Below are 26,090 nucleotides of genomic sequence, written 5' to 3'. Positions count from 1 at the left end.
GCGCGGCTGTCGTAGCCCGGCGGGTGGGGCAGGGTGCTCATGTGCCCATGGTACGCCGCGCACCGGGATCACGCGCTCCGGTAGTGAAGCCGCGCTGGTAACAACCGACCCACCCGCAGGCCGTGAGGTTGCTTACCAGCGGCGGCACTACCGGCAGGCATGGCCACCATGACGATCCGCAGGGTTGCCGCATTGCCGGGATTGGGGTCAGATCCCCTTTCGGGAAAACGGATGTGACCCCGCCGAAGACCATTGCATTGATGCGCCAGGAACCCTATTTCATGAAGTCCACCCTCTGCCTGTTGCTCGCCAGCCTGATGACCACGACTGCTACCGCCGCCACTCCGCCCGTTCCGCCGGATGCCGCCAGGCATCCGCATGTGGTCAAGGCGCCGTTCGGCGCGACCCGCAACGATGACTATTACTGGCTGCGCGACGACAAGCGCGAGAACAAGGACATGCTGGCTTACCTGCAGGCCGAGAATGCCTACGCCGACCAGGTGCTGACACCGCTCAAGCCGCTCGAAGACACCCTGTACAAGGAGATCGTCGGCCGCATCAAGCAGGATGATTCCAACGTGCCGGCGCGTGAGCGCGGCTACTGGTATTACAGCCGCTTCGAGACCGGCCAGGACTATCCGATCCACGCGCGCCGCAAGGGCAGCATGGAGGCCGCCGAGGAGATCCTGCTGGACGTCAACGCCATGGCTGCCGGCAAGGGCTATTTCAGCGTCGGCTCGATGGAAGTGAGCCAGGACAACCAGCTGCTGGCCTGGGCCGATGATGATGTCGGCCGCCGCCAGTACACGATCCGCTTCAAGGACCTGCGCACCGGCCAGGTGCTGCCCGATGTGATCACCGGCAGCTCCGGCGACCTGGTCTGGGCCGACGACAACCGCACCGTGCTGTACGTCGAGAACGATCCGGAAACGCTGCTGACCGTGCGGGTGAAAAAGCACGTGCTGGGCACCCCGGTCAGCGCCGACACCGTGGTCTACGAAGAACAGGACGACAGCTTCTACATGGGCATCGGCCGCACCCGCGACGATCGCTTCATCACCATCGGCGTGCACAGCACGGTGTCGTCGGAAGAGCGCTACGCGCCGGCCAGCGATCCGACCACGTTCACCGTGCTGGCTCCGCGCCAGCGCGACGTCGAATACGACGCCGACCACTACGACGGCCGCTGGGTGATCCGCACCAACGACGGTGCGAAGAACTTCAAGCTGGTCACTGCGCCGACCGATGCGACCTCGCGCGCGCAATGGAAGGATTGGATCGCGCACGACGATGCGGTGTTCATCGAGGGCTTTGAACTGTTCGATGCGTACACCGCCATCGCCGAACGTTCCGAGGGCCTGGAGCGTATCCGCCTGCTGTTCAAGGATGGCCGCAGCGACTACGTGAAGGCTGATGAGCCGGCGTATTCGATGGGCCTGGGCGACAACACCGAGGCCGATACGCCGTGGCTGCGCTACGTCTACACCTCGATGACCACCCCGACCACCGTGTTCGAACTGAACACCGCCACCGGTGAGCGCCGCCAACTGAAGGTGCAGCCGGTGATCGGCTATGACGCCTCGAAGTACGAAACCGATCGCGTCTGGATCACCGCGCGTGATGGGGTGAAGGTGCCGGTGTCGCTGGTCTACCGCAAGGGCTACCAGAAGGATGGCAAGGGCGCGCTGTTCCAGTACGCCTACGGCAGCTACGGCATGTCGATGGACCCGTACTTCAACCAGACGGCGGTCAGCCTGCTCGATCGTGGCGTGGTGTATGCCATCGCCCACATCCGCGGCGGCCAGGAAATGGGCCGCGACTGGTACGAGAACGGCAAGCTGCTGCACAAGCAGAACACCTTCAACGACTTCATCGATGTCACCCGCGGCCTGGTCGCGCAGGGTTGGGCGGCGAAGGATCGCGTCGCCGCGTCCGGCGGCAGCGCCGGTGGCCTGCTGATGGGCGCGGTGGCCAACCAGGCGCCGCAGGATTACCGGGTGATGGTGGCGCAGGTGCCGTTCGTCGACGTGGTCACCACCATGCTCGACCCGACCATTCCGCTGACCACCAACGAGTACGACGAGTGGGGCAACCCGGAACAGAAACAGTATTACGACTACATGCTGTCCTACTCGCCCTACGACAACGTGAAGCGGCAGGCCTACCCGGCGCTGTTCGTGGGCACCGGCCTGTGGGATTCGCAGGTGCAGTACTGGGAACCGGCCAAGTGGGTGGCCAGGCTGCGGGATGACAACACCGGCCACTACCCGATCCTGTTCCGCACCAACATGGAAGCCGGCCACGGCGGCAAGTCGGGGCGCTTCCAGCGCTACCGCGAGCTGTCCGAGTCGTACGCATTCGTGCTGCAGCAGCTGGGCATCGCCCAGCCCTGAGCGTGAAGGGGGGCCGGGCATTCCCGGCGCCCCGAACCGGTATCCTTGCGGCCATGAGCCTGCCCGAACCACCAGCCTCCGGCGATAGCGCTGTGCCGCGACGCGTGGTGCGTTTCCGCTGGGCGTGGTGGCTGCTGGCCTACGCCAGCCTGGGCACCGGCATCGTCGGCATCTTCGTGCCGGGCCTTCCCACCACCGTGTTCATCCTGATCTCGGCGTGGGCCGCCTCGCGCGGATCCGAGCGCCTGCACACCTGGCTGCTGCAGCATCCGCGCTTCGGCCCGGCCATCGCCAACTGGCAGGCGCACGGCGCGGTCAGCCGCTACGGCAAGTGGATGGCCACGATCACCATGGCGGTATGCGCCGGCATCATGCTGTGGTGCGTGCCGATCGCCTGGGTGAAGTGGTTCTCGATCGGCAGCATGACCGTGGTGGCGATCTGGCTGTGGACCCGGCCGCTGCCGCCCCCCGCGGATTGAGCACCGGCGGTAGTGCCGGCCGCTGGCCGGCAACCCGATCCCCTGCACCAACCGCTCAGCCGCCAATGGCTATACTCGGGGCATGAAGATCCCCCATCGAAACGCCATCCTGATTCCGCTGGCAGCGGCCTCGCTGCTGTTCCTCGTCGCCTGCGGCAACAAGGGCCCGCTGGTACTGCCGCAGAAGCCGGTGCCGGTGGAAGAGACCGTCGAACCGGCAGCTGAGCCCGCCACCGAGGCGACCCCGGCGCAGACCCAGGGCACCGCTACCCCGGCCACCACCGTGGACCCGGCTGCACCGACCACCCAGCCGGCACCCGCGCCGGAGAAGAAGGCGGGCAGCGGGAATGAGTAAGGCCGGTTCCAGGGCCCTGCGCTTCAGCAAGATGCATGGCGCGGGCAATGATTTCGTAGTGATTGATCTGCGTGACGGCACCGCGCCGCCCACGCCTGAACTGGCCGCGCGCCTGGCCGACCGCCACACCGGCGTCGGCTGCGACCAGATCCTGACCATCGAGGCGCCGCGGGCGGACGGTTCGGTGGCCTCGTACCGCATCTGGAACGCCGACGGCTCCAACTCCGAACAGTGCGGCAACGGTGCGCGCTGCATCGCGGCCTGGCTGGTGCGCGAAGGCAGTGCGCAAGGCGATACATTCGTGATCGACAGCCCGTTGGCCAGCCATGAAGTGAAGGTGCTGGGCGATGGCCAGTTCGCCGTGACCATGGGGGTGCCCGCGTTCGAGCCGGCTAACGTGCCGCTGGTGGGCTTTGCCCACCCGCGCGAGGAATACCTGCTGCCGCTGCAGGGCGAGAGCGTACGCTTCGCCGCAGTGTCGATGGGCAACCCGCATGCCGTGATCGAAGTGGGCCTGATCGATGCCGCACCGGTCGAGCGCGTGGGTGCGCTGTTGCAGCAGCATGCGTCGTTCCCGAGGTCGGTGAACGTGGGCTTTGCCCAGGTCATGGGCCCGGCGCACGCCCGCCTGCGCGTGTTCGAGCGCGGCGTCGGCGAAACCCTGGCCTGCGGCAGTGGCGCCTGCGCCGCGGCGGTGACCCTGATGCAGCGCAGCCGCCTGCAGCGGGATGCCCGCATCAGCCTGCCCGGTGGCGACCTGCGCATCCAGTGGCCGGGCGAGGGCCAGCCGGTGGTGATGGCCGGCCCGACCGCATTCGTCTTCGAAGGGGAGTGGGTGGCATGACCGAAACCGTCGACAAGCTCGGGGCCCATGAAGTCGCTGCCTGGTTGCGGCGTCATCCGGGCTTCCTCAAGCAGTTCCCGGACCTGGCGCTGACCCTGGTGGTGCCGCGTGATGACGGCCCGACCGCGTCGCTGGCCAGCTACCAGCTGGAAGTGCTGCGCGAGAAGAACCGCGAGCTGGCGCGACGGTTGGCCGACCTGGGCGCGACCGCCCAGGTCAATGAACGGCTGGCGGTGCGTACGCACCAGCTGACCCTGGCACTGATGAAGCAGGACAACGCGGCTGACACCCTGCGCGCGATGGCCGCATCGCTGCAGGAAGACTTCGCCGGCGACCTGGTGCGGCTGGTGGTGCATGCGCCGGCGGCCGGGCTGGAGCAGGCCGACTGGCTGCAGGTGATCGCTGCCGATGATCCGCAGCTGGGGCCGTTCCGCGACTGCCTGAAGGACGGCGAGCCGATCTGCGGCCGCCTGCAGCCGGAAAAGAACGCCGTGCTGTACGGCGCGCGCAGCGAGGAAGTGCAGACCACCGCGCTGCTGCCGCTGCCGGGCGTGGGCCTGATCGCGGTCGGCAGCCACGACCCGAACCGCTTCTACCCGGGCATGGGGACGTTGTTCCTGCGCATGATGGGCGACGCGCTGGTCACCGGCCTGAAGCGCTTCGCGGGCTGAGCAGGGCAGGGCGACGATGAGCGCGGTTCAGGCCTTCCTGCAGCACCTGCAGGTGGAGCGGCGGATGTCGGCACATACGCTGGATGCCTACCGCCGCGACCTGGACGCGCTGTCGGCCTGGGCCGAGCCGCGCGGCGTGGCCGTGGAAGCACTGGATGCCGATGCGTTGCGCCAGTTCGTGGCCGATGAGCATCGCCGCGGCCTGTCGGCCAAGAGCCTGCAGCGCCGCCTGTCGGCCTGCCGAAGCTTCTATGCTTGGCTGCTCAAGCACGGACGCATCGAGGTCAGTCCGGCAGCGACGCTGAAGGCACCACGCGCGCCGCGCCGGTTGCCACAGGTCCTCGACGCCGATGAGGCGGTGCAGCTGGTCGAGCTGGAGCCGGAAGGTGAGCTCGGCCGGCGTGACCGCGCGCTGCTGGAGCTGTTCTATTCCTCGGGCCTGCGCCTGAGCGAAGTCTGCGCGCTGACCTGGCGTGATCTGGATTTCGACAGCGGCCTGGTCAACGTGCTGGGCAAGGGCAACCGCCAGCGCAGGGTGCCGTTCGGCCGGCCGGCGCGCGAAGCGCTGCAGGCCTGGCGCGCGGAAAGTGGTGGCGGCCCGGCTTCGCCGGTATTTCCCGGCCGCAACGGGCCGATCAGCCCGCGTGCGGTACAGATCCGCATCCGCCAGCTGGCGCAGCGCCAGGGCCTGTTCAAGCAGGTGCACCCGCACATGCTGCGGCACAGTTTTGCCAGCCACATCCTGGAATCGTCCGGTGACCTGCGCGGCGTGCAGGAACTGCTCGGCCACGCCGACATCGCTACCACGCAGATCTACACCCACCTCGATTTCCAGCACCTGGCCAAGGTCTACGACGCCGCGCACCCGCGCGCGAAGCGCCGACGCAGCAGCGACGGCAGTGGAGAAAGCTGAACGTTGCCCCTGCGGCGGCCAGTCGCGGGTGGCTTGAAGGGCGCAGCGCAGTCCCCACCTCTGGTTCTGTCACCCCGGAGGCATCATGGACCCCAGTCAGAACCCCAACGTTTTCCACGCCACCACCATCGTCTGCGTCCGTCGCGGCGAGCACGTGGCCATTGCCGGCGACGGCCAGGTCACGCTGGGCCACACCGTGATGAAGGGCAATGCACGCAAGGTGCGCCGCCTTGGCCGCGACGGCCAGGTGCTGGCCGGATTTGCCGGCGCCGCGGCCGATGCCTTCACCCTGTTCGAGCTGTTCGAGGCCAAGCTGGAGAAGCACGGCCAGTTGCAGCGCGCGGCGGTCGAACTGGCCAAGGATTGGCGCACCGAGCGCCGCCTGGGCAAGCTGGAAGCCCTGTTGGCGGTGGCCGACAAGGAAACCTCGCTGATCATCAGCGGCACCGGTGATGTGATCGAGCCGGAGGACGGCATCATCGCCATCGGCTCCGGTGGCTCGTACGCGCTGTCTGCGGCGCGCGCGCTGATGGCGCACACCGCACTGGATGCGCGCACCATTGCCAGCGAAGCGATCGGCATCGCCGGCGACATCTGCATCTACACCAACCGCAACGTGGTGGTCGAAGAGCTGTGAGGGTAGCGCCGGCCGCTGGCCGGCAACCTCATGCTCCCCCGCACGCGTGCCTGGTTGCCGGCCAGCGGCCGGCACTACCGACAAAGAATCCGTGAGCACATCCATGTCGAAGATCGAAGTTTCCTCCGCCACCATGACCCCGCGCGAGATCGTGCAGGAACTGGACCGGCACATCGTCGGCCAGCACGACGCCAAGCGCGCGGTGGCCATCGCCCTGCGCAACCGCTGGCGCCGCATGCAGCTGGTGCCCGAGCTGCGCAATGAAGTGATGCCGAAGAACATCCTGATGATCGGCCCGACCGGCGTCGGCAAGACCGAGATCGCGCGCCGCCTTGCCACGCTGGCCAACGCGCCGTTCGTGAAGGTCGAAGCGACCCGCTTCACCGAAGTCGGCTATGTCGGCAAGGACGTCGAGCAGATCATCCGCGACCTGGCCGATACCGCGGTCAAGCTGTATCGCGAACAGGCCAAGGTGCGCGTGCGCACCCAGGCCGAAGAGCGCGCCGAAGACCGCATCCTCGATGCACTGCTGCCGCGCCGCAGCGGCGGCATCGGTTTCGATCCGGAAGTGGCGCGCAACGAGCCGTCGGCGCAGGACAACGAGACCCGCATCAAGTTCCGCAAGATGCTGCGCAACGGCGAGCTGGACGAGCGCGAGATCGAACTCGACCTGGCCGCCAACGTCAGCATGGACATCATGACCCCGCCAGGCATGGAGGAAATGGGCCAGCAGCTGAAGTCGATGTTCGCCAACCTGGGGGGCGGTGCGAAGGCGCACAAGCGCACGCTGACCATCAAGGCCGCGCGCCCGTTGCTGGTCGAGGAAGAGGCCGGCAAGCTGGTCAACGAGGACGACATCCGTACCGCCGCGATCGAGGCGTGCGAGCAGCATGGCATCGTGTTCATCGACGAGATCGACAAGGTCGCCAAGCGCGGTGACAACGTGGGCGGTGGTGATGTATCGCGCGAAGGCGTGCAGCGTGACCTGCTGCCGCTGGTGGAAGGCTCCAACGTGTCCACCAAGTACGGCACGATCAAGACCGACCACATCCTGTTCATCGCGTCGGGCGCGTTCCACCTGGCCAAGCCCAGCGACCTGATTCCGGAACTGCAGGGTCGTTTCCCGATCCGCGTTGAACTGGGTGCACTGAGCAAGCATGACTTCGTGCGCATCCTGACCGAACCGAAGGCCGCGCTGACCAAGCAGTACGAAGCACTGCTGGCCACCGAAGGGGTCAAGGTCAGCTTCACTGCCGATGCCATCGACCGCCTGGCCGAGATCGCCTTCCAGGTGAACGAGCGCCAGGAGAACATCGGTGCCCGCCGCCTGCACACCGTGCTGGAGCGCCTGCTGGATTCGCTCAGCTACGAGGCACCGGACCGTGACGGTGAAAGCCTGGCGATCGACAGCGCCTACGTGGACAAGCACCTGGGCGAGCTGGTGCAGGATCCGGACCTGAGCCGCTACATCCTGTAACGCCCGATGGGGTCGGATCCCTCGCTGCGGAGAGGGCTCTGGCCCCGCCCGCTGCATCAGAAAAGGCCGCCGCAAGGCGGTCTTTTTCTTGTGCGGTCAGCGCGATGGCCGGGTGCGGTAGTCCCGCAGCACCTGGTCGATCACCGCACTGGTGCGCGCAGCGCTGGCGCCGGTCGAGGGCGAACGGCCGCTACCACGCAGCTCGCCCACGAGGTGCGCGATCAACGGCTGCTGGATCGACGGCGGGTTCGGGATGTCGAAGGCCTGCACGCCCGCTTCGGTTTCCAGCACCACCGGTACGTCCTCGAAGGTCGCAAAGCGCAGCTGGCCACGGTCGCCGGTGATCTCGACCTCATCCTGGCGACGGAACGCGCAGAAGCTCCATTGCGCGATGCCATGCACGCCTGGCCCGATGCGGAAGCACATCGAGACGCTGTCCTCGGCGGCGTAAGCGCCGGTCAACGAACTGGCCAGGCCGCGCACATCGCTCAGCGGCCCCAGCAGATGGTCGAGCAGGTCCAGCGTGTGCGAGCCCAGGTCGACGAACAGCCCGCCGCCGGCGATGGCGGGGTTGGTCCGCCAGAAATCCGGCGATGCGGCAGCCGCCGAATGCGGCCGGTGCAGGGTCGCGCGCACGCTGCGCGGCGTACCGATCGCGCCGCTGTCCAGCAGCTGCTTCACCTGCGCGAAACGGGGCAGGGCACGGCGGTAATAAGCCACGAACACCGGCACGCCACGGCGCGCGCTGGCCTCCAGAACGCGTTCGCATTCGCCATGGTCCATTGCCATCGGCTTTTCGATGTAGACCGGCTTGCCTGCGGCGATCGCCTGCAATGCGTACTGCATGTGCGTGGAGGGCGGCGTGGCGACGTACACCGCGTTCACTTCCGGGTCTGCGATCAGTGCATCGGCATCCGCGTACCAGCGCGCAATCGCGTGGCGGCGCGCATAGTCTTCGGCCAATGCGGCATTGCGGCGCATGACCGCCGCCACCCGCGAGCCGGGCGTACGGGCCAGCGCCGGACCGCTCTTCCTCTCGGTGACGCTGCCGCAGCCGATGAAGCCCCACACCACGTTGTCCAGGATCATCGATCTACCCTTGCAGGGGTGCCGCAGTGATGGGAGCAGCCTCGTTCACGCCTCGGGCAGTGGCTCGGGGACGGTGCCGGGAACGAACACGCCGTCCTTCACGTAGGCAGCCAGGGTCATGTCCAGCGCGAGCATGCCATCGCGCTTGAGGTCCATCAGGTCCGGTTCGACCATCGCGCCGTGCAGCACGCCCAGCACGGTCGCGTGCAGCATGCGTGCGGCGATCTTGGGGTCGGCACCCTCGCGCAGCTGGCCCAGGTCGCGGGCGCGGCGCAGCGCGCGCTCCATCCGGTCCAGCGCATCACGGAAGCCGGCCTGCTGCATTTCGGTCAGTACCCGGGTGTCGGCCGAGGCATCACTGCGCAGCATGATCTCCATGGTCTTGCGCAGGCGCTCGTCCTCGGACAGTTCGATGAACGAGTGGATCATCACCGCGCGCAGGTCGTGCACCGGGGTATCGCGCTGGTCGGTCGAGGTGCGCTCCAGCTCCTGCATGAAAGGCAGGTGCACGCGTTCGACGATCGCGGCCAGCACCTCGCTCTTGTTCTTGAAGTGCCAGTAGACCGCGCCGCGGGTGTAACCGGCGCGGGCACCGATCATCTCCAGCGTGGTCCGGGCCACGCCGTGTTCATGGAAGCAGGCTTCGGCGGCGTCAAGGATGCCTTCCCGGGTTGCCTGGGTGTCCTCTTTGGTCTTGCGGGCCATGGATGGGTACGAGTGCGGGTGAAACGTGGCTGAATTGTACCTGTTTACAAACAAACAAGCATGTATGTATATTTCGCTCCCATCATTCCCGCCGTGTACCTGGCAGGCCGCCCGTGGCTGCCGCCGCACGCCGGAGCGCGTTGCCGGCCGGCCCCACCGGTCGATATCAGCGCTTTTTGAGATTTCTTCCCCTGAGAGCCTTTCCGTCATGTTGCTGAGCCGAATCCGACCCATTGCGTTGTCGCTGGCGATCGCTGCGACCGTGGCTGCCTGTGGCGGCCAACCCCAGGCCCCCGAGCAGGGCCCGGGCGAGGTCAGCGTGGTCACCCTGAAGTCCGAGACCGTGGGCCTGACCCGCGAACTGCCGGGCCGTACCAATGCCTTCCTGGTTGCCGAAGTGCGCCCGCAGGTCAATGGCATCGTCGCCAAGCGCCTGTTCACCGAGGGCGGCATGGTCAAGGCCGGCGAGCCGCTGTACCAGCTCGACGACGCCAGCTACCGCGCCCAGGCCAACAACGCCCGCGCCCAGCTGGCCCGTGCCGAAGCCACCGCCAATGCCGCCCGCCTGAGCGCCAAGCGCATCACCGAGCTGGCCAAGGTCGATGCGGTCAGCCAGCAGGACCTGGAAAACGCCGTGGCCGCGCAGAAGCAGGCCGAAGCGGACGTCGGTGCCGCCAAGGCCTCGCTGGACGCGGCCAACGTCACCCTGGGCTACGCCCGCATCACTGCGCCGATCAGCGGCCGCATCGGCAAGTCCAGCGTCACCCAGGGCGCGCTGGTCAGCGCCGGTCAGGCCAATGCACTGGCCACGGTGCAGCAGCTGGACCCGATCTATGTCGACCTGACCCAGTCTTCGGCCGAGCTGCTGCAGCTGCGCCGCGAACTGGCTGCCGGCCGCCTGCAGGACAACCAGACCCTCCCGGTCAGCATCCTGATGGAAGACGGCAGCACCTTCGAGCACAAGGGCACGCTGGAGTTCTCCGAAGTCAGCGTCGATCCGACCACCGGCAGCTTCGGCCTGCGCGTGAAGGTGGACAACCCGGACGGCCTGCTGATGCCGGGCATGTACGTGCGCGCGGTGATCGGCGGCGGCGTGCGCAGCGATGCGGTGCTGGTGCCGATGCAGGGCATCGCCCGCGATCCGAAGGGCGACACCACCGCGATGGTGGTCGGCAAGGACAACAAGGTCGAAGTGCGCCCGGTCAAGGTCAGCCGCACGGTCGGCGACAAGTGGCTGGTCGAGGACGGCCTGAAGGCCGGCGACAAGGTCATTGTCGAAGGCCTGCAGAAGATCGGCCCCGGCATGCCGGTCAAGGCCACCGAGAAGGGCGCAGCTCCGGCCACGCCGGCAGCGAGCGCCCAGCCTGCCGCCCCGGCCGGCGACGCGAAGTAAGCGGAGAACCCCATGGCACGCTTTTTCATCGATCGACCCATCTTTGCGTGGGTGATCGCCATCATCATCATGCTCGCCGGCGGCCTGGCCCTGTTCAAGCTGCCGGTCTCGATGTACCCCAACGTCGCACCGCCGGCGGTGGAAATCAGCGCCACCTACCCGGGTGCGTCGGCCAAGGTGGTCGAGGACTCGGTGACGCAGATCATCGAGCAGAACATGAAGGGCCTTGATGGCCTGATCTACTTCTCCTCCAACAGCTCGTCCAACGGCCAGGCCACCATCACCCTGACCTTCGAGAGCGGCACCAACCCGGACATCGCCCAGGTGCAGGTGCAGAACAAGCTGCAGCTGGCCATGCCGCTGCTGCCGCAGGAAGTGCAGCGGCAGGGCATCAACGTGGCCAAGTCCAGCTCGGGCTTCCTGAACGTCATCGCGTTCGTGTCCGAGAATGGCAGCATGGACGCCAACGACATCGCCGACTACGTCGGTTCCAATGTCGTCGACCGCCTGAGCCGCGTGCCGGGCGTGGGCAACATCCAGGTGTTCGGCGGCAAGTACGCCATGCGCATCTGGCTGGACCCGAACAAGCTGCACACCTATGGCCTGTCAGTGCCGGAAGTGACCGCTGCGATCAAGGCGCAGAATGCCCAGGTAGCGATCGGCCAGCTCGGCGGTGCGCCATCGGTGAAGGGCCAGCAGCTCAACGCCACCATCAACGCGCAGTCGCGTCTGCAGACCCCGGAACAGTTCCGCAACATCATCGTGCGCGGCGCGCAGGACGGTGCCGAGCTGCGCCTGGGAGACGTTGCCCGTGTCGAACTGGGTGCCGAATCCTATGACTTCGTCACCCGTTACAACGGACAGCCGGCCAGCGGCCTGGCGGTCACCCTGGCCACCGGCGCCAACGCGCTGGACACCGCCGCAGGCGTGAACGCTGCGCTGGAGGACATGAAGAGCTTCTTCCCGGCCGGGTTGAAGGCCGAGGTCCCGTACGACACCACCCCGTTCGTGCGAGTGTCGATCAAGGGCGTGGTGCAGACCCTGATCGAAGCGATCGTGCTGGTGTTCGTGGTGATGTACCTGTTCCTGCAGAACTTCCGCGCCACCCTGATCCCGACCATCGCGGTGCCGGTGGTGCTGCTGGGTACGTTCGGCGTGCTGGCGATGCTGGGCTTCTCGGTGAACATGCTGACCATGTTCGCGATGGTGCTGGCGATCGGCCTGCTGGTGGACGATGCCATCGTGGTGGTGGAGAACGTCGAGCGCATCATGTCCGAGGAAGGACTGTCGCCGCTTGAAGCGACCCGCAAGTCGATGGGCCAGATTACCGGTGCGCTGGTCGGCATCGGCCTGGTGCTGTCGGCGGTGTTCGTGCCGATGGCCTTCATGAGCGGCTCCACCGGCGTGATCTACCGCCAGTTCTCGGCCACGATCGTCTCGGCGATGGCGCTGTCGGTGCTGGTCGCGATCGTGCTGACCCCGGCGCTGTGCGCGACCCTGCTCAAGCCGCTGAAGAAGGGCGAGCACCACGTCGCCCACCGTGGCCTGGCCGGTCGCTTCTTCAATGGCTTCAACCGCGGCTTCGACCGCACCAGCGAACGCTACCAGCGTGGCGTGCGCGGCATCATCCACCGTCCGTGGCGCTTCATGGGCATCGTGGCGGCGCTGTTCGTGCTGATGGGCGTGCTGTTCGTGCGCCTGCCCAGCTCGTTCCTGCCCAACGAAGACCAGGGCGTGCTGATGGCGCTGGTGCAGGCGCCGGTCGGCGCCACCCAGGAGCGCACGCTGGAATCGATCGCGGCACTGGAAAACCACTTCCTGCAGAACGAGAAGGACGCGGTGGACTCGGTGTTCTCGGTGCAGGGCTTCAGCTTCGCCGGCATGGGCCAGAATGCGGGCATGGCGTTCGTCAAGCTGAAGGACTGGAGCGAGCGTGACGCCAACAATGGCGTGATGCCGATCACCGGCCGCGCGATGGCGGCACTGGGCCAGATCAAGGATGCCTTCATCTTCGCCTTCCCGCCGCCGGCCATTCCGGAACTGGGTACCGCCTCGGGCTACACCTTCTTCCTGAAGGACAACAGTGGCCAGGGCCACGAGGCCTTGGTGGCCGCGCGCAACCAGCTGCTTGGCCTTGCCGCCGGCAGCAAGAAGCTGGCCAACGTGCGCCCGAACGGCCAGGAAGACACGCCGCAGTTCCGCATCGACATCGACGCAGCCAAGGCAACCTCGCTGGGGCTGTCGATCGACCAGATCAACGGCACGCTGGCGGCCGCATGGGGCAGTTCGTACATCGATGACTTCGTCGATCGCGGCCGCGTCAAGCGCGTGTTCGTGCAGGCCGATCAGGCGTTCCGCATGGTGCCGGAGGACTTCGATCTCTGGTCCGTGAAGAACGACAAGGGCGAGATGGTGCCGTTCAGCGCCTTTGCCACCAAGCACTGGGACTACGGCTCGCCGCGCCTGGAGCGCTACAACGGCGTATCGGCAATGGAAATCCAGGGTGAACCAGCCCCGGGTGTTGCCTCCGGTGATGCCATGGCCGAAATCGAGCAGCTGGCCAAGCAGTTGCCGGCAGGCTTCGGCATCGAGTGGACGGCGATGTCCTACCAGGAGCGCCAGGCCGGCTCGCAGACGCCGCTGCTGTACACGCTGTCGCTGATGATCGTGTTCCTGTGCCTGGCCGCGATGTATGAAAGCTGGAGCGTGCCGACCGCAGTGCTGCTGGCCGCCCCGCTGGGCATCCTCGGTGCCGTGCTGGCCAACACCTTCAAGGGCCTGGAGCGCGACATCTACTTCCAGGTGGCGATGCTGACCACGGTGGGCCTGACCAGCAAGAACGCGATCCTGATCGTCGAGTTCGCCAAGGAAAACCTGGAGAAGGGCGCCAGCCTGGTCGACGCGATCATGCACGCCGTGCGCGACCGCCTGCGCCCGATCGTGATGACTTCGCTGGCCTTCGGCATGGGCGTGGTACCGCTGGCGATTTCCAGCGGTGCCGGCTCCGGCGCCAAGCAGGCGATCGGCACCGGCGTGCTGGGCGGCATGATCGTCGGCACCGTGCTCGGCGTGTTCTTCGTGCCGCTGTTCTTCGTGGTGGTGCAGCGCGTGTTCAAGCGCAAGTCCGCGACGTAAGTGAATCGGTAGTGCCGGCCGCTGGCCGGCACCTACTGCTTGCTTGATGTGAATCCAACGAGGTTGCCGGCCAGCGGCCGGCACTACCTCCTGCCATCCGGCAGTACCGATGGAAGCCATTCCCATGAAAAGTGCATCCCTGTTCCTCTCCATTGCCGCCGCGCTCGCGCTCGCCGGCTGCTCCACCCTGGCGCCGAAGGACACCGCCGTCGCGCCGGCCATCCCGGCGCAGTGGCCGGCCGAGGCCGCGCAGGGCCAGGTCGCCGATGTCGCCGCCGTCGGCTGGCGCGACTTCTTCACTGATCGGCGCCTGCAGCAGGTGATCGAGCAGTCGCTGCAGAACAACCGCGACCTGCGCGTGGCCGTGCTCAACGTCGAACGCGCGCGGGGGCAGTACCGCGTGCAGCGTGCCGACCGCGTGCCCGGCGTGGCCGTGACCGGGCAGATGCAGCGCCAGGGCACCGACGCCGGCGTCAGCGAGCAGTTCACCGCCGGGGTTGGCGTGGCCGAGTTCGAGCTGGACCTGTTCGGCCGCGTCCGCAACCTCAGCGAAGCGGCGCTGCAGCAGTACTTCGCCGTGGCCGCCAACCGCCGCAACGCGCAACTGAGCCTGGTCGCCGAGACCGCCACCGCGTGGCTGACCTATGGTGCCGATGCGCAGCAGCTGAAGATTGCCGAGGCCACGCTGAAGACCTACGAGGATTCGCTGCGCCTGGCCGAGGCACGCCACGAACGCGGTGGCAGCTCCGCCCTGGAGCTGACCCAGACCCGCACCCTGGTCGAGACCGCACGCACCGATGCCGCGCGCCTGCGCGCGCAGCTGGCCCAGGACCGCAATGCGCTGGCGCTGCTGGCCGGTGGCCAGCTGGATCCGGCATTGCTGCCGGACAGCATCGGCCCGCAGCTGCTCGCGCTGGCGCCGCCGCCGGCGGGCCTGCCCAGCGATGTGCTGCTGCAGCGCCCGGACATCATGGCCGCCGAGCACCAGCTGCTGGCCGCCAACGCCAACATCGGCGCCGCACGTGCGGCGTTCTTCCCGAGCATTTCGCTGACCGGCAGCATCGGCAGTGGCTCGACCGAACTGTCCAACCTGTTCGACAGCGGCACCCGCGTGTGGAGTTTCCTGCCGAAGATCACCCTGCCGATCTTCCAGGGCGGCAAGCTGCGCGCCAACCTCGCCATTGCCAATGCCGACCGCGATATCGCGCTGGCGCAGTACGAGAAGGCGATCCAGGTGGGCTTCCGCGAAACCGCCGACGCGCTGGCGCTGAACGTCAGCCTGGACGAGCAGGTCAGCGCGCAGCAGCGCCTGGTGGAGGCGGCCGAGCAGGCCAATCGCCTGTCGCAGGCGCGCTATGACGCCGGGTTGGACAGCTTCGTGACCCTGCTCGACGCACGGCGCACCGCCTACAACGCGCAGCAGACCCAGCTGCAGGCCCAGCTGGCGCAGCAGTCCAACCGCATCACCCTGTACAAGGTGCTGGGCGGCGGCTGGCACGAGCGCAGCTGAAGGACAGCCGGCCAGCGGCCGGCTCTACCTTGATGATCGATGGTAGTGCCGGCCGCTGCCCGGCAGTGCCACTACAGGGCTAGACCGCTTCGTCGTCACGCCGCGCGGCGTGGCAGGCGCGGACGCGCGCCAGCGCGTCGCCGGCTTCGCGTGCCATCTGCTCGTACTCGCGCCGGATTTCTTCCAGCCGCTCCTCGTCCAGTTCTTCCAGGTCCAGGAGCTCGTTGTTGGCCTCGCTGGTCGCGCGGATCAGCTCGTCCAGCTTGATCTGCATCGCGGCAGTGTCCGCGTTCTGCGTGTGCTGGATCAGGAACACCATCAGGAACGTGATGATGGTGGTGCCGGTGTTGATCACCAGCTGCCAGGTGTCGTTGAAGCCGAACACCGGACCGCTGATGCCCCAGACCACCACGATGGTCACGGCGGCCAGGAAGGTCCAGGGCGAGCCGGTGGCTGCCGCGGCCTTCTTGGCGATGGCGTTGAACAGGTTGCGTGCTTTCATCGTCGTCCGTCCCACTCAGGTGACGAGGATGATCGGTAGTGGCTCGTGCAGGGACCGTGCAGCCGCTTCGCCGCAGCTCAGGCGCGCAGGCGCGGCGCGTCCTGCAGGCGTACCGGGCTGCTCTGGTAGACGTGCTGCCAGCAACGGTCGACGAATTCGCGGGCCTGGGCTTCGCTCAGGCGGGGCATGATCTGCAGGGCGTACTGGGTCTGGAACATCTCGTCGCGCTGCGCATTGCTGGCGCGCGGCTGGGTGATCAGCGAATCACAGGCGAACTTGATCCACGGCACGTAGGAGCCGAACGAGTTGTGCGGCAGCGCGCCGTCGGCATGCTGGCGGCGCCAGTGATCAAGCTCGGCGTCAACGTTGATGACCGGGGGAATGGCGGGAACTTCAGCGTGCATGTCGATCCAATCGGTTGAGGTGGATGGGAGTGGGGGGTGATCGCAGTGTGGCGTATACGCCGGTGCATGCCGTGTCAGCGGGATGTGGAGCCGGCGTTGCGATTGCCTATGAGCTGCGCATGCTCGACGGCGCCGAGGTCTTCGGCCATGTCGGCCATGGCGTTGCACAGGCGCTCATGCTCCAGCGGATGGCTGCGCGCCAGTTCCAGCTGCAGCCCCTGGTAGGCGGTCCAGAACAATGCACCGCGCCGATGCAGCGCGAACTGTTGCTGCAGGCGGTCGCGGATCGGGGCAAGAATCGGGTCTGGCGTAGGGCGTACGGCGTGCGCGCACATGGCTGGCTCCGCCGGGGAAAGGAGCCCCGGTGAACCCCACCGTAGGCGTGTTGGCGGTGGCGAGTGTTACCGCAACGTGTGCAGGCCCGCTCTCTGACTGTGCACACGGTCACAGTGATGGCCGCAAACGCTGCCGGCACTAGAACGTGCCGGCACTGAAGCGTTCATTAAACGGGTGGAACGGCAGGCGCTGCGCTGCTCATTCACCGATGTCTTCGTTCCAGATGTCCGGGTGGCGGCTGATGAAATCACCCAGGAGGTCCACGCATTCCTGGTTGTCCAGGTCGATCACGTTGACGCCGTTCTCCCGCAGCCAGTCGATGCCGCCCTGGAACGTGCGCGATTCGCCCACCACCACGGTGCCGATGTTGAACTGGCGCACCAGTCCGGAGCAGTACCAGCACGGGGCCAGGGTGGTGACCATGATGGTGTCCTGGTAGCGACGCTGGCGGCCGGCCTTGCGGAAGGCGTCGGTCTCGCCGTGCACCGACGGGTCACCTTCCTGCACGCGGCGGTTGTGGCCGCAGCCGAGCAGGCGCCCGTCGTTGTGGTACAGCGCCGCGCCGATCGGCACCCCGCCCTCGGCCAGGCCCTGGCGGGCTTCGGCGATGGCGGTCTGCAGCAGGGCCTGGTAGTCGGGCGTGGTGATCATGTGGGGCTCCGGTAAGTCGTGGCCCGCCATGATACGGGCAGGGGGTGCCGCTGGCCCCTGGCGGTGCGATAATCGGGGGCATGAGCGAATCCCCCTACAAAGCCGGTACCACCCATTTCGGGTTCCGCGACGTCGCCGCCAAGGACAAGCAGAAGCTGGTCGGCCAGGTGTTCACCTCGGTCGCGCGCAACTACGACCTGATGAACGACCTGATGAGCCTGGGCGTGCACCGGGCGTGGAAGCGCTACTACGTGGCGACCGCGCAGGTGAAGCCGGGCGACCGCGTGCTGGACCTGGCCGGCGGCACCGGCGACATCGCCGCCCTGCTGAAGGAGCGCGTCGGCGCCGAGGGTTCGGTGGTGCTGGGCGACATCAACGCCGGCATGCTGTCGGTCGGCCGTGACCGCCTGACCAACCGCGGCCTGGTGCTGGGCCTGGACTACGTGCAGTGCAACGCCGAAGCCCTGCCGTTCCCGGACAACAGCTTCGATCTGGTCACCATTGCCTTCGGCCTGCGCAACGTGACCGACAAGGACGCCGGCCTGCGCGAGATGTACCGCGTGCTGAAGGTGGGCGGCCAGGCCCGCGTGCTGGAATTCTCCGAAGTGACGGCGGACTGGTTCAAGCCGATCTACGACTTCCACTCGTTCAAGATCCTGCCCAAGCTGGGCAAGCTGTTCGCCAACGATTCGGACAGCTACCAGTACCTGGCCGAGAGCATCCGCAAGCACCCGCCGCAGGACGAACTGAAGGCGATGATGGGGCAGGCCGGCTTCGAGCGCTGCCACTACAAGAACCTGACTGGCGGCATCGTCTCGATCCACTCCGGCTACAAGCTGTAAGCCCGGTGTCCGGGTAGTGTAGAAGCCGCTGGTGGTAACATCCCCGTGCCCGGTCATCGTCCCGTGGATGTTTACCAGCGGCCGGCACTACCGGTGCTGTGGGCCGCCATTACCCCGCACCGCGCAACGCCTGCGCGGCCGGAGGGAGGTACCATTGGGGTTTGATCCCCGTAACGGTCCCGATTCATGCGTAATCCGCTGATGCTCCTTCCGTTGGCCGTGGCCCTGGCCGCCGGCTGCTCCCAGGAGGCGGCCGCGCCCGCCGCCGCCCCGACTGCCGCAAAGGCCCCCGCCGCCCCCGTGAACGCCGAAAACCGCAGCCACGACGAAAGCTCGTACGCCGAGCCGGACAAGGTCGTCATCAAGGACATCGCGCTGGATCTGAAGCTGGACTTCGACCAGAAGCAGATCGGCGGTACCGCCACCTATACGCTGGAGTGGAAGCAGAAGGACGCCAGCCTGCTGGTGCTCGACACCCGCGAGCTGACCGTGTCCAAGGTCGAGGCCGTCGCCGCCGATGGCGCGCGCAGCCCGCTGAAGTTCGAACTGGCCCCGGCCGACAAGGTGTTCGGCAGCAAGCTGACCATCGAGGCCGCGGAGCAGCCGGCCAAGGTGGAAGTGACCTACCACACCGCACCGACCGCCTCGGGCCTGCAGTGGCTGGCGCCGTCGATGACCGAGGGCAAGAAGCTGCCCTTCATGTTCAGCCAGTCGCAGGCCATCCATGCCCGCTCCTGGGTGCCGCTGCAGGACACCCCGAGCGTGCGCTTCACCTACAGCGCGCACGTGGTCTCGCGCCCGGACGTGATGGTGCTGATGAGCGCCGACAACGATCCGAAGGCCGCGCGTGACGGTGACTACACCTTCAAGATGCCGCAGCCGATTCCGTCCTACCTGCTGGCCATCGCCGCCGGTGACCTGGTGTTCGAGCCGATCTCCGGCCGCTCCGGCGTCTGGGCCGAGCCGACCATGGTCAACAAGGCCGCCAAGGAATTCGAAGACACCGAGAAGATGATCGGTGCCGCCGAGAAGCTGTACGGTGAATACCGCTGGGGCCGCTACGACATGCTGGTGCTGCCGCCGTCGTTCCCGTTCGGCGGCATGGAAAACCCGCGCCTGACCTTCGCCACCCCGACCGTGATCGTCGGCGACAAGTCGCTGGTCTCGCTGGTCGCCCACGAACTGGCGCACAGCTGGTCGGGCAACCTGGTGACCAACGCCAGCTGGAAGGACATCTGGCTCAATGAAGGCTTCACCACCTACGTCCAGGGCCGCATCACCGAAGCCCTGTACGGCAAGGAGATGGCCGAGATGGAGAAGCAGATCGACCAGACCGACCTGCTGGCTGAAGTGAAGGACATGAGCCCGGCCGACCAGGCGCTGGCGCTGCCGCCGCTGAACGAGCGCGACCCCGACGAAGCGCTCAGCCAGGTCGCCTACGTCAAGGGTGCATGGTTCCTGGAGTTCCTGGAACAGCGCTTCGGCCGCGAGACCTTCGATCCGTTCCTGCGCGGCTGGTTCGATGACCACGCCTTCCAGAGCGCGAACACCGACCAGTTCGTCGCGTACATGAAGAAGAACCTGCTGCCGAAGAATCCGTCGGCCGTGACCGAGGCCGAACTGAAGGCGTGGCTGGACGAGCCGGGCATCCCGGCGTTTGCGGCCAAGGCGCAGTCGCGCAACTTCAGTAGCGTCGATACCGCGCGCATTGCCTTCGCCAGCGCCGGCACCGTGCCCAGCAGCCAGGTCATCGCCGACTGGAGCACGCAGGAATGGGTGCGCTTCATCGACGGCCTGGGCGCGACCCAGCCGCTGGACAAGCTGGCCACGCTGGACAAGGCGTTCCACTTCACCGGCACCCCGAATGGCGAAATCGCCATGCGCTGGTACCCGCTGGCGATCCGCAGCGGCTACGAGCAGGCCAATGAAGGCGCCGCTGCGTTCATCGAACGCGTCGGCCGTCGCAAGCTGATCCTGCCGATCTACGCCGAACTGGTGAAGACCCCGAAGGGGCTGGAGCTGGCCAAGCAGGCCTTCGAAAAGGCCAAGCCGGGCTACCACCCGATCACCACCGCCTCGGTCCAGGACATGCTGGCCAAGGCCGAAGCCAAGTAAGCGGTAGTGCCGGCCGCTGGCCGGCAACCGGTCATTGCTTCACCACCAACGGCGGGGAAACCCGCCGTTGGTGTATCCGCTTTTCGCTGCCGATAGAATCGGGATGCACTCGCATAGGACCTCCGCCATGAAACGACTGATCCTGCTCACCGCCTGCATGCTGGCCCTGGCCGCCTGCAGCAACCCCGAGGAAGAGCGCAAGGCGCAGGAAGCCGCCGCGGCCGCCGTGCAGGCGCAGAAGGAAGCCAAGGCCGAAGACGTGGCCAAGCAGTACGACATGGCCGTGGCCGCGCAGGACTGGGAACGCGCGCGCCTGCATGGCGCCTCGCTGCTGGACCAGTACAAGGACACCGCCGCCGCCGAGCGCATCGCCGCCGGCTTCGACGAGGTCAAGGCCAAGGGCGATGCCGCGCGCGACCTGCGCCGCATGCAGGCGCTGTGGCAGTACAACCAGATCCCGGTGGGCAGCAAGGGCAACCAGGTGTCGGCGCAGATCTACAGCAAGGAACGGGTGGACGTGGATGGCAGCGGCGCCAAGCCGGTGCAGCTGGTGTTCCGCGATCACCCGGAGTGGAAGCGGCACGCCTACCTGGTGCTGCAGGCCGGTGATTTCCGCTGCCCGCAGTGCACGGTGAAGGTGACCGTGGACAATGGCAAGCCGGTATCGATGGCCGCGTGGCGCCCGAAGACCGATGAAGCCATCGCCCTGTTCATCACCGACCAGAAGGCGCTGTGGAAGCTGGCGCGCAAGGGCAAGTCGATCAGCATCGAGTTCCCGGTCAAGGCCGGCGGCACCCGCACGGCGGTGTTCGAAACCGGTGGTGTCGACGCCAGCCGCATGCCGCAGTGGTGGCAGTGACGGGGGCGGCGGGCAGCGCAGTGCACGCGTTGTCCGCGATCCGGCACTGGGTGTTCGACATGGACGGCACGCTGACGGTGGCCGTGCATGATTTCGCCGCGATCCGCCGTGCGCTGCAGATCGCGGCCGAGGAGGACATCCTCGACCATATCGCGGCGCTGCCGGACGCGCCGGCGCAGGCCAAGCGCGCGTGGCTGCTGGATCACGAGCGCGCGCTGGCCGAGGACGCGCTGCCCGCGCCGGGCGCGGTGACGCTGCTGCGCGCGCTGGCGGCCGCCGGGTGCCGGCTGGGCATCCTGACCCGCAACGACCATGCGCTGGCGAAGCTGACGCTGGAGGCGATCGGGGTCGGGGAACTGTTCGATGATGCCGACATCGTCGGCCGTGATGAAGCGGTGCCCAAGCCCTCGCCGGATGGCCTGCAGCAGCACCTGCGGCGCTGGGGCATTGCAGCGACGGAGGCAGTGATGGTTGGCGACCACGCCTACGACCTGGAGTGCGGCCGTGCCGCAGGCACGCACACCGTGCTGGTCAATCTGCCGGAGAACCCATGGCCGGGCCGGGCCGACTGGCATTTCGCCGATTGCCGCGCGCTGTTGGCGGCCTGGCAGCAGAAGGGGTAGTGCCGGCCGCTGGTCGGCAGTGTCGACCAAGGTCGACACCTACCAGAACACCCATGGCCGGGCCGGGCCGACTGGCATTTCGCCGATTGCCGCGCGCTGTTGGCGGCCTGGCAGCAGAAGGGGTAGTGCCGGCCGCTGGCCGGCAGTGTCGGCCAAGGTCGACACCTACCAACAGCATTCCCAGCAGCGCATCGGGTGGAAAGCCCCCTTGTTGTTCAAGGGGGCGCGCCGAAGGCGCGGGGATAAGGTGGAATGCGCGGGCAGTTCGGTTTACGCGCCCAGCGCGTAACCGAACTGCTGCTTGAACTGCTCGTTGAACTCATCGAAGGTGAAGCGCTGGTTCTGCGTGCCCGGATGCTCGACCTTCAGTGCGCCCATCAGGTTGCCCATGCGGCCAATGGTCAGCCAGTCGTAGCCCTTCTGGATGCCGTAGATCAGGCCGGCGCGGAAGGCGTCGCCACAGCCGGTCGGGTCGACCACGCGGCGCTCGTGCGCCGGCGGGATGTCGTAGCTCTTTTCCGGGGTATGGATGACCGCGCCCTTCGGGCCGCGGGTGGTGATGTAGGCCTTGACCCGGCTGACGATCTCCTTTTCGTCCCAGCCGGTGCGCTCCTGCAGCAGGTTCGACTCGTAGTCGTTGACCACCACGTAGTCGGCCTGATCGATGAAGGCGCGCAGCTCGGGGCCGTTGAACAGCGGCATGGCCTGGCCCGGGTCGAAGATGAACGGGATGCCGTCCTCGTGGAATTCCTGTGCGTTCTGGATCATGCCTTCGCGGCCGTCCGGGCCGACCAGGCCCAGGGTCACGCCCGGCACGCCGCGCACATGGTTCTCGTAGGAACGCATCATCGCGCCCGGGTGGAAGGCGGTGATCTGGTTGTTGTCGTGGTCGGTGGTGATGAACGCCTGCGGGGTGAACAGCTCATCGATCACGCGCACGCGCGACAGGTCGATGCCCAGGCCTTCGAAGTACTCGCGGTACGGGCCGAAGTCCGAACCCACGGTGCCCATCGGGATCGGCTGGCCGCCCAGCAGGTGCAGGTTGTAGGCGATGTTGCCGGCGCAGCCGCCGAACTCGCGGCGCATGCGCGGCACCAGGAAAGACACGTTCAGGATGTGCACCTTGTCCGGCAGGATGTGATTCTTGAACTGGTCCGGGAACACCATGATGGTGTCGAAGGCAAGAGAACCACAGATCAGAGCGGACATCGATGTAAGCCTATGCGGTGAATTTTGGGGTGGGCCGGCCCGGTTCAGCGGGCAAGCAAACGGCGCCCTTGGGCGCCCGACGGCGCAAAGGTTACCCGCTGGTGCCGCTCAGGGCCAGAACCGGGTGATGCCCGATCAGGCCGAAAGCCTGTGAAGACGCGGGTTCAGCTAGTTTTTTCCTTGCTCGGCGGCAGGCGGGTTGCTAGGCTTGTCGGCCTCGATTTCTGCCCATTTTTTCGCCATCCCGCGGCGGGCACGACACCCCTCAGGACTCCTTCCTCAGATGTTCAAGAAACTCCGTGGCATGTTCTCCAACGACCTGTCCATCGACCTGGGCACGGCCAACACCCTCATCTACGTGCGCGGGCAGGGGATCGTGCTGAACGAGCCGTCGGTCGTGGCCGTGCGCCAGGACCGTGCCATCGGTGGCACCCGCTCGGTGGCAGCCGTGGGCGCCGAGGCCAAGCAGATGCTCGGCCGTACCCCGGGCCACATCACCACCATCCGCCCGATGAAGGACGGCGTCATCGCCGACTTCACCTACACCGAGGCGATGCTCAAGCACTTCATCAAGAAGGTGCACAAGTCGCGCGTGCTGCGCCCGAGCCCGCGCGTGCTGGTCTGCGTGCCGGCCGGTTCGACCCAGGTCGAGCGCCGCGCGATCAAGGAATCGGCCGAGGAAGCCGGTGCCCGTGACGTGTTCCTGATCGAAGAGCCGATGGCCGCCGCGATCGGCGCCGGCATGCCGGTCACCGAGGCCCGTGGCTCGATGGTCATCGACATCGGCGGCGGCACCACCGAAGTGGCAGTGATCTCGCTCAACGGCATCGTCTATTCGGCCTCGGTCCGCATCGGCGGCGACCGCTTCGACGAGTCGATCACCAACTACGTGCGCCGCAACCACGGCATGCTGATCGGTGAAGCCACCGCCGAGCGCATCAAGGTCGAGCTGGGCTGCGCCTACCCGCAGGCGGAAGTGATCGAGATGGAAATCTCCGGCCGCAACCTCGCCGAGGGCGTGCCGAAGATGATCAAGATCAGCTCCAACGAGGTGCTCGAGGCCCTGCACGAACCGCTGTCGGGCATCGTCAGCGCGGTCAAGCTGGCGCTGGAGCAGACCCCGCCGGAACTGTGCGCCGACGTCGCCGAGCGCGGCATCGTGCTGACCGGTGGTGGCGCCCTGCTGCGCGACCTGGATCGCCTGATTTCCGAGGAAACCGGCCTGCACGTGCAGGTGGCCGACGATCCGCTGACCTGCGTGGCCCGCGGCGGCGGTCGTGCGCTGGAGCTGGTGGACATGCACGGCAACGAGTTCTTTGCGCCGGAATAAGCCGTCCCGGCCGTTCCTGCCCGCCGCGCCCTTCCGGGGTGCGGCCCGCCGTGAAGGCGGGCCGGCACCGGCGGGGCGTCCGCGTGTTTCCCTTCCGCCTTCTGCCAGTTGAATCGTTGCCGTGCCGCCCTACGCCGGTCCTCCCGTCGCCTCCCGATCCGGTGATGCCGCCAGCCCCCTGCGGTTGCTGGCCTATCTCGCGTTGGCCATCACCCTGATCGTGCTCGATGACCAGGCCGGCTGGCTGGCGCGCCTGCGCGAGCAGGCCAACAGCCTGGTGCAGCCGGTGTGGGCCCTGGCCGGCCTGCCCGGCAAGCTCGGCAACCAGGTCAAGGATTCCGCCGCCAGCCATACCCAGCTGGTCGCCGAGAACCGCGAACTGCGCAACCAGCTGCTGCTGGCCAACGCGCGCCTGACCCGCCTGCAGACCGCCGCGCTGGACAATGCGCAGCTGCGCGAACTGCTGAACGTGGCCGAGCGCAGCGGCCTGGACGTGCAGCTGGCGCCGATCCTGGACATCGACCTGGACCCGGTGAAGCAGCGCCTGGTGCTCGACGCTGGCGCCCGCGAAGGCGTGCACGTCGGCCAGGCCGTGATCGACGCCGGCGGCCTGATGGGGCAGGTGATCAGCGTGACCGGCGGCACCTCCACCGTGCTGCTGCTGACCGATCCCGACCACGCGGTGCCGGTCACCGTGGCCCGCAACGGCGTGCGCCTGATCGTCTACGGCCGCGGCGACACGCTGGAGCTGCGCGATATTCCGCTCAGCGCCGGGGTGGAAGTGGGCGATGAGATCGTCACCTCCGGTCTTGGCGGGCGTTTCCCGGCCGGCTTCCCGGTCGGCACCATCACCGGCCTGCGCCCGGACGACACTCATGCGTTCCTGGTCGGCGAACTGAAGCCGGCGGCGCAGCTCGACCGCGGCCGCGACGTGCTGCTGCTGCGCCCGGGCGCGGCGATCCGCATTCCGCCGGAGCTGCGCCTGCAGCTGGAAGAAACCGCCCCGGGGGGCCCGGCCACCGGCGCCACCGTGCCTGTGGGGACCGCGCCAGCGGCAACGACGCCAGCTCCGGTCAGCGCCCCGGTAGTGCCGGCCGCTGGCCGGCAACCGACCGCGCCGGAGGCGCAGCGATGAGCCGCCTGCGCGACAACCCATGGGTGCTGCCGGCCAGCCTGGTGGTGGCGCTGCTGCTGGGCCTGCTGCCGTTGCCGGCGCTGCTGCAGCCGCTGCGCCCGTACTGGCTGGCGCTGGTGCTGGCGTACTGGGTCATCGAAGCGCCCGAGCGCGTCGGCCTGGGCATCGCCTTCGCCAGCGGCGTGGTCGCCGACCTGCTGTACGGCGGTGTCCTCGGCGAACAGGCGCTGCGGCTGGTGATGCTGGCCTTCATCCTGCAGCGCTTCCGCGCCCGCATCCGCTTCTTCCCGATGTCGCAGCAGATGCTGGCCATCGGTGGCCTGCTGTTCAACGACCGCATCGTCAGCGCGCTGGTGCACATCCTGGTGGGCGAACCGACCCTACCGTGGTCGTACTGGTGGGCGCCGCTGCTGGGCATGGGCCTGTGGCCGCTGGTGTTCGTGCTGCTGGACGCGGTGCGCTTCGGCAAGCGCGGGCGCTGAG

25 protein-coding genes and 1 pseudogene are annotated in these 26,090 nt (G+C 67.4%); 19 read left to right on the top strand and 7 right to left on the bottom strand.

Features of this window, described 5'->3' with window-relative positions; all coding sequences use genetic code 11:
- The first annotated feature begins 281 nt into the window (after positions 1-281).
- The 8 genes from NSQ78_RS18580 (at position 282) to hslU (ending at position 7,769) form a co-directional block, all read left to right on the top strand.
- Complete coding sequence (locus NSQ78_RS18580) at positions 282-2,393, top strand: S9 family peptidase (protein ID WP_064239687.1); 2,112 nt, start codon at positions 282-284, stop codon at positions 2,391-2,393.
- Positions 2,394-2,446: 53 nt separating this feature from the next.
- The gene (locus tag NSQ78_RS18575; RefSeq protein WP_064239220.1) at positions 2,447-2,872 is read left to right on the top strand and encodes a YbaN family protein; all 426 of its coding nucleotides are present in this window, start codon (positions 2,447-2,449) and stop codon (positions 2,870-2,872) included.
- An 82-nt stretch (positions 2,873-2,954) separates the two neighbouring features.
- Positions 2,955-3,227 (top strand): lipoprotein, encoded by a 273-nt coding sequence (locus NSQ78_RS18570; RefSeq protein ID WP_049464627.1) that lies wholly within the window; start codon positions 2,955-2,957, stop codon positions 3,225-3,227.
- A complete protein-coding gene (dapF, locus tag NSQ78_RS18565; protein WP_064239219.1) occupies positions 3,220-4,071 on the top strand; it encodes a diaminopimelate epimerase in 852 nt (283 codons plus the stop codon). The genes NSQ78_RS18570 and dapF overlap by 8 nt, the downstream gene beginning before the upstream one ends.
- Entirely contained in the window at positions 4,068-4,742 is a 675-nt protein-coding gene (locus NSQ78_RS18560) for a DUF484 family protein (protein WP_064239218.1), read from the top strand. The genes dapF and NSQ78_RS18560 overlap by 4 nt, the downstream gene beginning before the upstream one ends.
- Before the next feature lie 16 nt (positions 4,743-4,758).
- Positions 4,759-5,655 (top strand): tyrosine recombinase XerC, encoded by an 897-nt coding sequence (gene xerC / locus NSQ78_RS18555; RefSeq protein WP_064239217.1) that lies wholly within the window; start codon positions 4,759-4,761, stop codon positions 5,653-5,655.
- Positions 5,656-5,740: 85 nt separating this feature from the next.
- Positions 5,741-6,292, top strand: coding sequence for an ATP-dependent protease subunit HslV (gene hslV, locus NSQ78_RS18550; RefSeq protein WP_049464619.1), 552 nt, complete (start codon positions 5,741-5,743; stop codon positions 6,290-6,292).
- A gap of 103 nt (positions 6,293-6,395) precedes the next feature.
- The gene (gene hslU / locus NSQ78_RS18545; RefSeq protein WP_049464617.1) at positions 6,396-7,769 is read left to right on the top strand and encodes an ATP-dependent protease ATPase subunit HslU; all 1,374 of its coding nucleotides are present in this window, start codon (positions 6,396-6,398) and stop codon (positions 7,767-7,769) included.
- Positions 7,770-7,865: 96 nt separating this feature from the next.
- On the opposite strand, the gene NSQ78_RS18540 is transcribed toward hslU, so the two are convergent.
- A complete protein-coding gene (locus tag NSQ78_RS18540) occupies positions 7,866-8,858 on the bottom strand; it encodes a Gfo/Idh/MocA family oxidoreductase (RefSeq protein WP_064239216.1) in 993 nt (330 codons plus the stop codon).
- Between the two features lie 45 nt (positions 8,859-8,903).
- Entirely contained in the window at positions 8,904-9,563 is a 660-nt protein-coding gene (gene smeT, locus NSQ78_RS18535; protein ID WP_005411090.1) for an efflux transporter SmeDEF transcriptional repressor SmeT, read from the bottom strand.
- A gap of 208 nt (positions 9,564-9,771) precedes the next feature.
- Here smeT and smeD point away from each other — a divergent pair, with 208 nt between their 5' ends.
- From smeD to smeF, 3 genes are all read left to right on the top strand, one after another.
- Positions 9,772-10,956, top strand: coding sequence for a multidrug efflux RND transporter periplasmic adaptor subunit SmeD (gene smeD / locus NSQ78_RS18530; protein WP_064239215.1), 1,185 nt, complete (start codon positions 9,772-9,774; stop codon positions 10,954-10,956).
- A gap of 12 nt (positions 10,957-10,968) precedes the next feature.
- Positions 10,969-14,091: a multidrug efflux RND transporter permease subunit SmeE gene (gene smeE, locus NSQ78_RS18525; RefSeq protein ID WP_049464609.1), complete on the top strand. Its 3,123-nt coding sequence runs from the start codon at positions 10,969-10,971 to the stop codon at positions 14,089-14,091.
- Positions 14,092-14,200: 109 nt separating this feature from the next.
- Positions 14,201-15,601, top strand: a complete 1,401-nt coding sequence (gene smeF, locus NSQ78_RS18520; RefSeq protein ID WP_149901777.1) for a multidrug efflux RND transporter outer membrane subunit SmeF — start codon at positions 14,201-14,203, stop codon at positions 15,599-15,601.
- A gap of 79 nt (positions 15,602-15,680) precedes the next feature.
- Here smeF and NSQ78_RS18515 read toward each other — a convergent pair whose 3' ends face one another.
- The 4 genes from NSQ78_RS18515 to NSQ78_RS18500 all read right to left on the bottom strand — a co-directional run bounded on the left by NSQ78_RS18515 (position 15,681) and on the right by NSQ78_RS18500 (position 17,494).
- The gene (locus tag NSQ78_RS18515) at positions 15,681-16,103 is read right to left on the bottom strand and encodes a low affinity iron permease family protein (protein ID WP_064239213.1); all 423 of its coding nucleotides are present in this window, start codon (positions 16,101-16,103) and stop codon (positions 15,681-15,683) included.
- A gap of 77 nt (positions 16,104-16,180) precedes the next feature.
- Entirely contained in the window at positions 16,181-16,507 is a 327-nt protein-coding gene (locus tag NSQ78_RS18510) for a hypothetical protein (protein ID WP_049464602.1), read from the bottom strand.
- 74 nt (positions 16,508-16,581) lie between these two features.
- On the bottom strand, positions 16,582-16,842 hold the full coding sequence (locus NSQ78_RS18505) for a hypothetical protein (protein WP_064239212.1): 261 nt from the start codon (positions 16,840-16,842) through the stop codon (positions 16,582-16,584).
- A 199-nt stretch (positions 16,843-17,041) separates the two neighbouring features.
- Complete coding sequence (locus tag NSQ78_RS18500) at positions 17,042-17,494, bottom strand: nucleoside deaminase (RefSeq protein WP_005419409.1); 453 nt, start codon at positions 17,492-17,494, stop codon at positions 17,042-17,044.
- Between the two features lie 80 nt (positions 17,495-17,574).
- Here NSQ78_RS18500 and ubiE point away from each other — a divergent pair, with 80 nt between their 5' ends.
- From ubiE to NSQ78_RS18475, 5 genes and pseudogenes are all read left to right on the top strand, one after another.
- Positions 17,575-18,336: a bifunctional demethylmenaquinone methyltransferase/2-methoxy-6-polyprenyl-1,4-benzoquinol methylase UbiE gene (ubiE, locus tag NSQ78_RS18495; protein ID WP_005411082.1), complete on the top strand. Its 762-nt coding sequence runs from the start codon at positions 17,575-17,577 to the stop codon at positions 18,334-18,336.
- 186 nt (positions 18,337-18,522) lie between these two features.
- A complete protein-coding gene (locus tag NSQ78_RS18490; protein ID WP_064239211.1) occupies positions 18,523-20,451 on the top strand; it encodes a M1 family metallopeptidase in 1,929 nt (642 codons plus the stop codon).
- A gap of 127 nt (positions 20,452-20,578) precedes the next feature.
- A complete protein-coding gene (locus tag NSQ78_RS18485; protein WP_064239210.1) occupies positions 20,579-21,310 on the top strand; it encodes a hypothetical protein in 732 nt (243 codons plus the stop codon).
- Positions 21,298-21,933, top strand: coding sequence for an HAD family hydrolase (locus NSQ78_RS18480; RefSeq protein WP_049464592.1), 636 nt, complete (start codon positions 21,298-21,300; stop codon positions 21,931-21,933). The genes NSQ78_RS18485 and NSQ78_RS18480 overlap by 13 nt, the downstream gene beginning before the upstream one ends.
- A gap of 36 nt (positions 21,934-21,969) precedes the next feature.
- A pseudogene (locus NSQ78_RS18475) lies at positions 21,970-22,059 on the top strand (HAD family hydrolase); the annotation flags it as partial.
- 144 nt (positions 22,060-22,203) lie between these two features.
- On the opposite strand, the gene NSQ78_RS18470 reads toward NSQ78_RS18475, so the two are convergent.
- Positions 22,204-23,142 carry a carbohydrate kinase family protein gene (locus NSQ78_RS18470; RefSeq protein ID WP_005411078.1) on the bottom strand — a complete coding sequence of 313 codons (939 nt, stop codon included), beginning with the start codon at positions 23,140-23,142 and terminating at the stop codon, positions 22,204-22,206.
- Between the two features lie 283 nt (positions 23,143-23,425).
- Between NSQ78_RS18470 and NSQ78_RS18465 the strand changes: the two genes are divergently transcribed.
- The 3 genes from NSQ78_RS18465 to mreD all read left to right on the top strand — a co-directional run bounded on the left by NSQ78_RS18465 (position 23,426) and on the right by mreD (position 26,089).
- Positions 23,426-24,472: a rod shape-determining protein gene (locus NSQ78_RS18465; protein WP_005419402.1), complete on the top strand. Its 1,047-nt coding sequence runs from the start codon at positions 23,426-23,428 to the stop codon at positions 24,470-24,472.
- Positions 24,473-24,593: 121 nt separating this feature from the next.
- Complete coding sequence (gene mreC, locus NSQ78_RS18460) at positions 24,594-25,607, top strand: rod shape-determining protein MreC (protein WP_064239209.1); 1,014 nt, start codon at positions 24,594-24,596, stop codon at positions 25,605-25,607.
- On the top strand, positions 25,604-26,089 hold the full coding sequence (gene mreD / locus NSQ78_RS18455) for a rod shape-determining protein MreD (RefSeq protein ID WP_049470244.1): 486 nt from the start codon (positions 25,604-25,606) through the stop codon (positions 26,087-26,089). The genes mreC and mreD overlap by 4 nt, the downstream gene beginning before the upstream one ends.
- The last annotated feature ends 1 nt before the right edge of the window (position 26,090 follow it).

The organism is Stenotrophomonas sp. FSL W7-1447 (assembly GCF_037966425.1).
GTDB lineage: Bacteria > Pseudomonadota > Gammaproteobacteria > Xanthomonadales > Xanthomonadaceae > Stenotrophomonas > Stenotrophomonas pavanii.
The sequence above is the reverse complement of the archived record's forward strand: the minus strand, read 5'-3'. Positions and strand labels throughout refer to the sequence as shown.

What these genes read in the sequence shown, in the direction of transcription:
- NSQ78_RS18580 (WP_064239687.1), top strand. Translation starts at nt 282, where the DNA reads ATGAAGTCCACCCTCTGCCTGTTGCTCGCCAGCCTGATGACCACGACT.
- NSQ78_RS18575 (WP_064239220.1), top strand. Translation starts at nt 2,447, where the DNA reads ATGAGCCTGCCCGAACCACCAGCCTCCGGCGATAGCGCTGTGCCGCGA.
- NSQ78_RS18570 (WP_049464627.1), top strand. Translation starts at nt 2,955, where the DNA reads ATGAAGATCCCCCATCGAAACGCCATCCTGATTCCGCTGGCAGCGGCC.
- dapF (WP_064239219.1), top strand. Translation starts at nt 3,220, where the DNA reads ATGAGTAAGGCCGGTTCCAGGGCCCTGCGCTTCAGCAAGATGCATGGC.
- NSQ78_RS18560 (WP_064239218.1), top strand. Translation starts at nt 4,068, where the DNA reads ATGACCGAAACCGTCGACAAGCTCGGGGCCCATGAAGTCGCTGCCTGG.
- xerC (WP_064239217.1), top strand. Translation starts at nt 4,759, where the DNA reads ATGAGCGCGGTTCAGGCCTTCCTGCAGCACCTGCAGGTGGAGCGGCGG.
- hslV (WP_049464619.1), top strand. Translation starts at nt 5,741, where the DNA reads ATGGACCCCAGTCAGAACCCCAACGTTTTCCACGCCACCACCATCGTC.
- hslU (WP_049464617.1), top strand. Translation starts at nt 6,396, where the DNA reads ATGTCGAAGATCGAAGTTTCCTCCGCCACCATGACCCCGCGCGAGATC.
- NSQ78_RS18540 (WP_064239216.1), bottom strand. Translation starts at nt 8,858, where the DNA reads ATGATCCTGGACAACGTGGTGTGGGGCTTCATCGGCTGCGGCAGCGTC.
- smeT (WP_005411090.1), bottom strand. Translation starts at nt 9,563, where the DNA reads ATGGCCCGCAAGACCAAAGAGGACACCCAGGCAACCCGGGAAGGCATC.
- smeD (WP_064239215.1), top strand. Translation starts at nt 9,772, where the DNA reads ATGTTGCTGAGCCGAATCCGACCCATTGCGTTGTCGCTGGCGATCGCT.
- smeE (WP_049464609.1), top strand. Translation starts at nt 10,969, where the DNA reads ATGGCACGCTTTTTCATCGATCGACCCATCTTTGCGTGGGTGATCGCC.
- smeF (WP_149901777.1), top strand. Translation starts at nt 14,201, where the DNA reads ATGGAAGCCATTCCCATGAAAAGTGCATCCCTGTTCCTCTCCATTGCC.
- NSQ78_RS18515 (WP_064239213.1), bottom strand. Translation starts at nt 16,103, where the DNA reads ATGAAAGCACGCAACCTGTTCAACGCCATCGCCAAGAAGGCCGCGGCA.
- NSQ78_RS18510 (WP_049464602.1), bottom strand. Translation starts at nt 16,507, where the DNA reads ATGCACGCTGAAGTTCCCGCCATTCCCCCGGTCATCAACGTTGACGCC.
- NSQ78_RS18505 (WP_064239212.1), bottom strand. Translation starts at nt 16,842, where the DNA reads ATGTGCGCGCACGCCGTACGCCCTACGCCAGACCCGATTCTTGCCCCG.
- NSQ78_RS18500 (WP_005419409.1), bottom strand. Translation starts at nt 17,494, where the DNA reads ATGATCACCACGCCCGACTACCAGGCCCTGCTGCAGACCGCCATCGCC.
- ubiE (WP_005411082.1), top strand. Translation starts at nt 17,575, where the DNA reads ATGAGCGAATCCCCCTACAAAGCCGGTACCACCCATTTCGGGTTCCGC.
- NSQ78_RS18490 (WP_064239211.1), top strand. Translation starts at nt 18,523, where the DNA reads ATGCGTAATCCGCTGATGCTCCTTCCGTTGGCCGTGGCCCTGGCCGCC.
- NSQ78_RS18485 (WP_064239210.1), top strand. Translation starts at nt 20,579, where the DNA reads ATGAAACGACTGATCCTGCTCACCGCCTGCATGCTGGCCCTGGCCGCC.
- NSQ78_RS18470 (WP_005411078.1), bottom strand. Translation starts at nt 23,142, where the DNA reads ATGTCCGCTCTGATCTGTGGTTCTCTTGCCTTCGACACCATCATGGTG.
- NSQ78_RS18465 (WP_005419402.1), top strand. Translation starts at nt 23,426, where the DNA reads ATGTTCAAGAAACTCCGTGGCATGTTCTCCAACGACCTGTCCATCGAC.
- mreD (WP_049470244.1), top strand. Translation starts at nt 25,604, where the DNA reads ATGAGCCGCCTGCGCGACAACCCATGGGTGCTGCCGGCCAGCCTGGTG.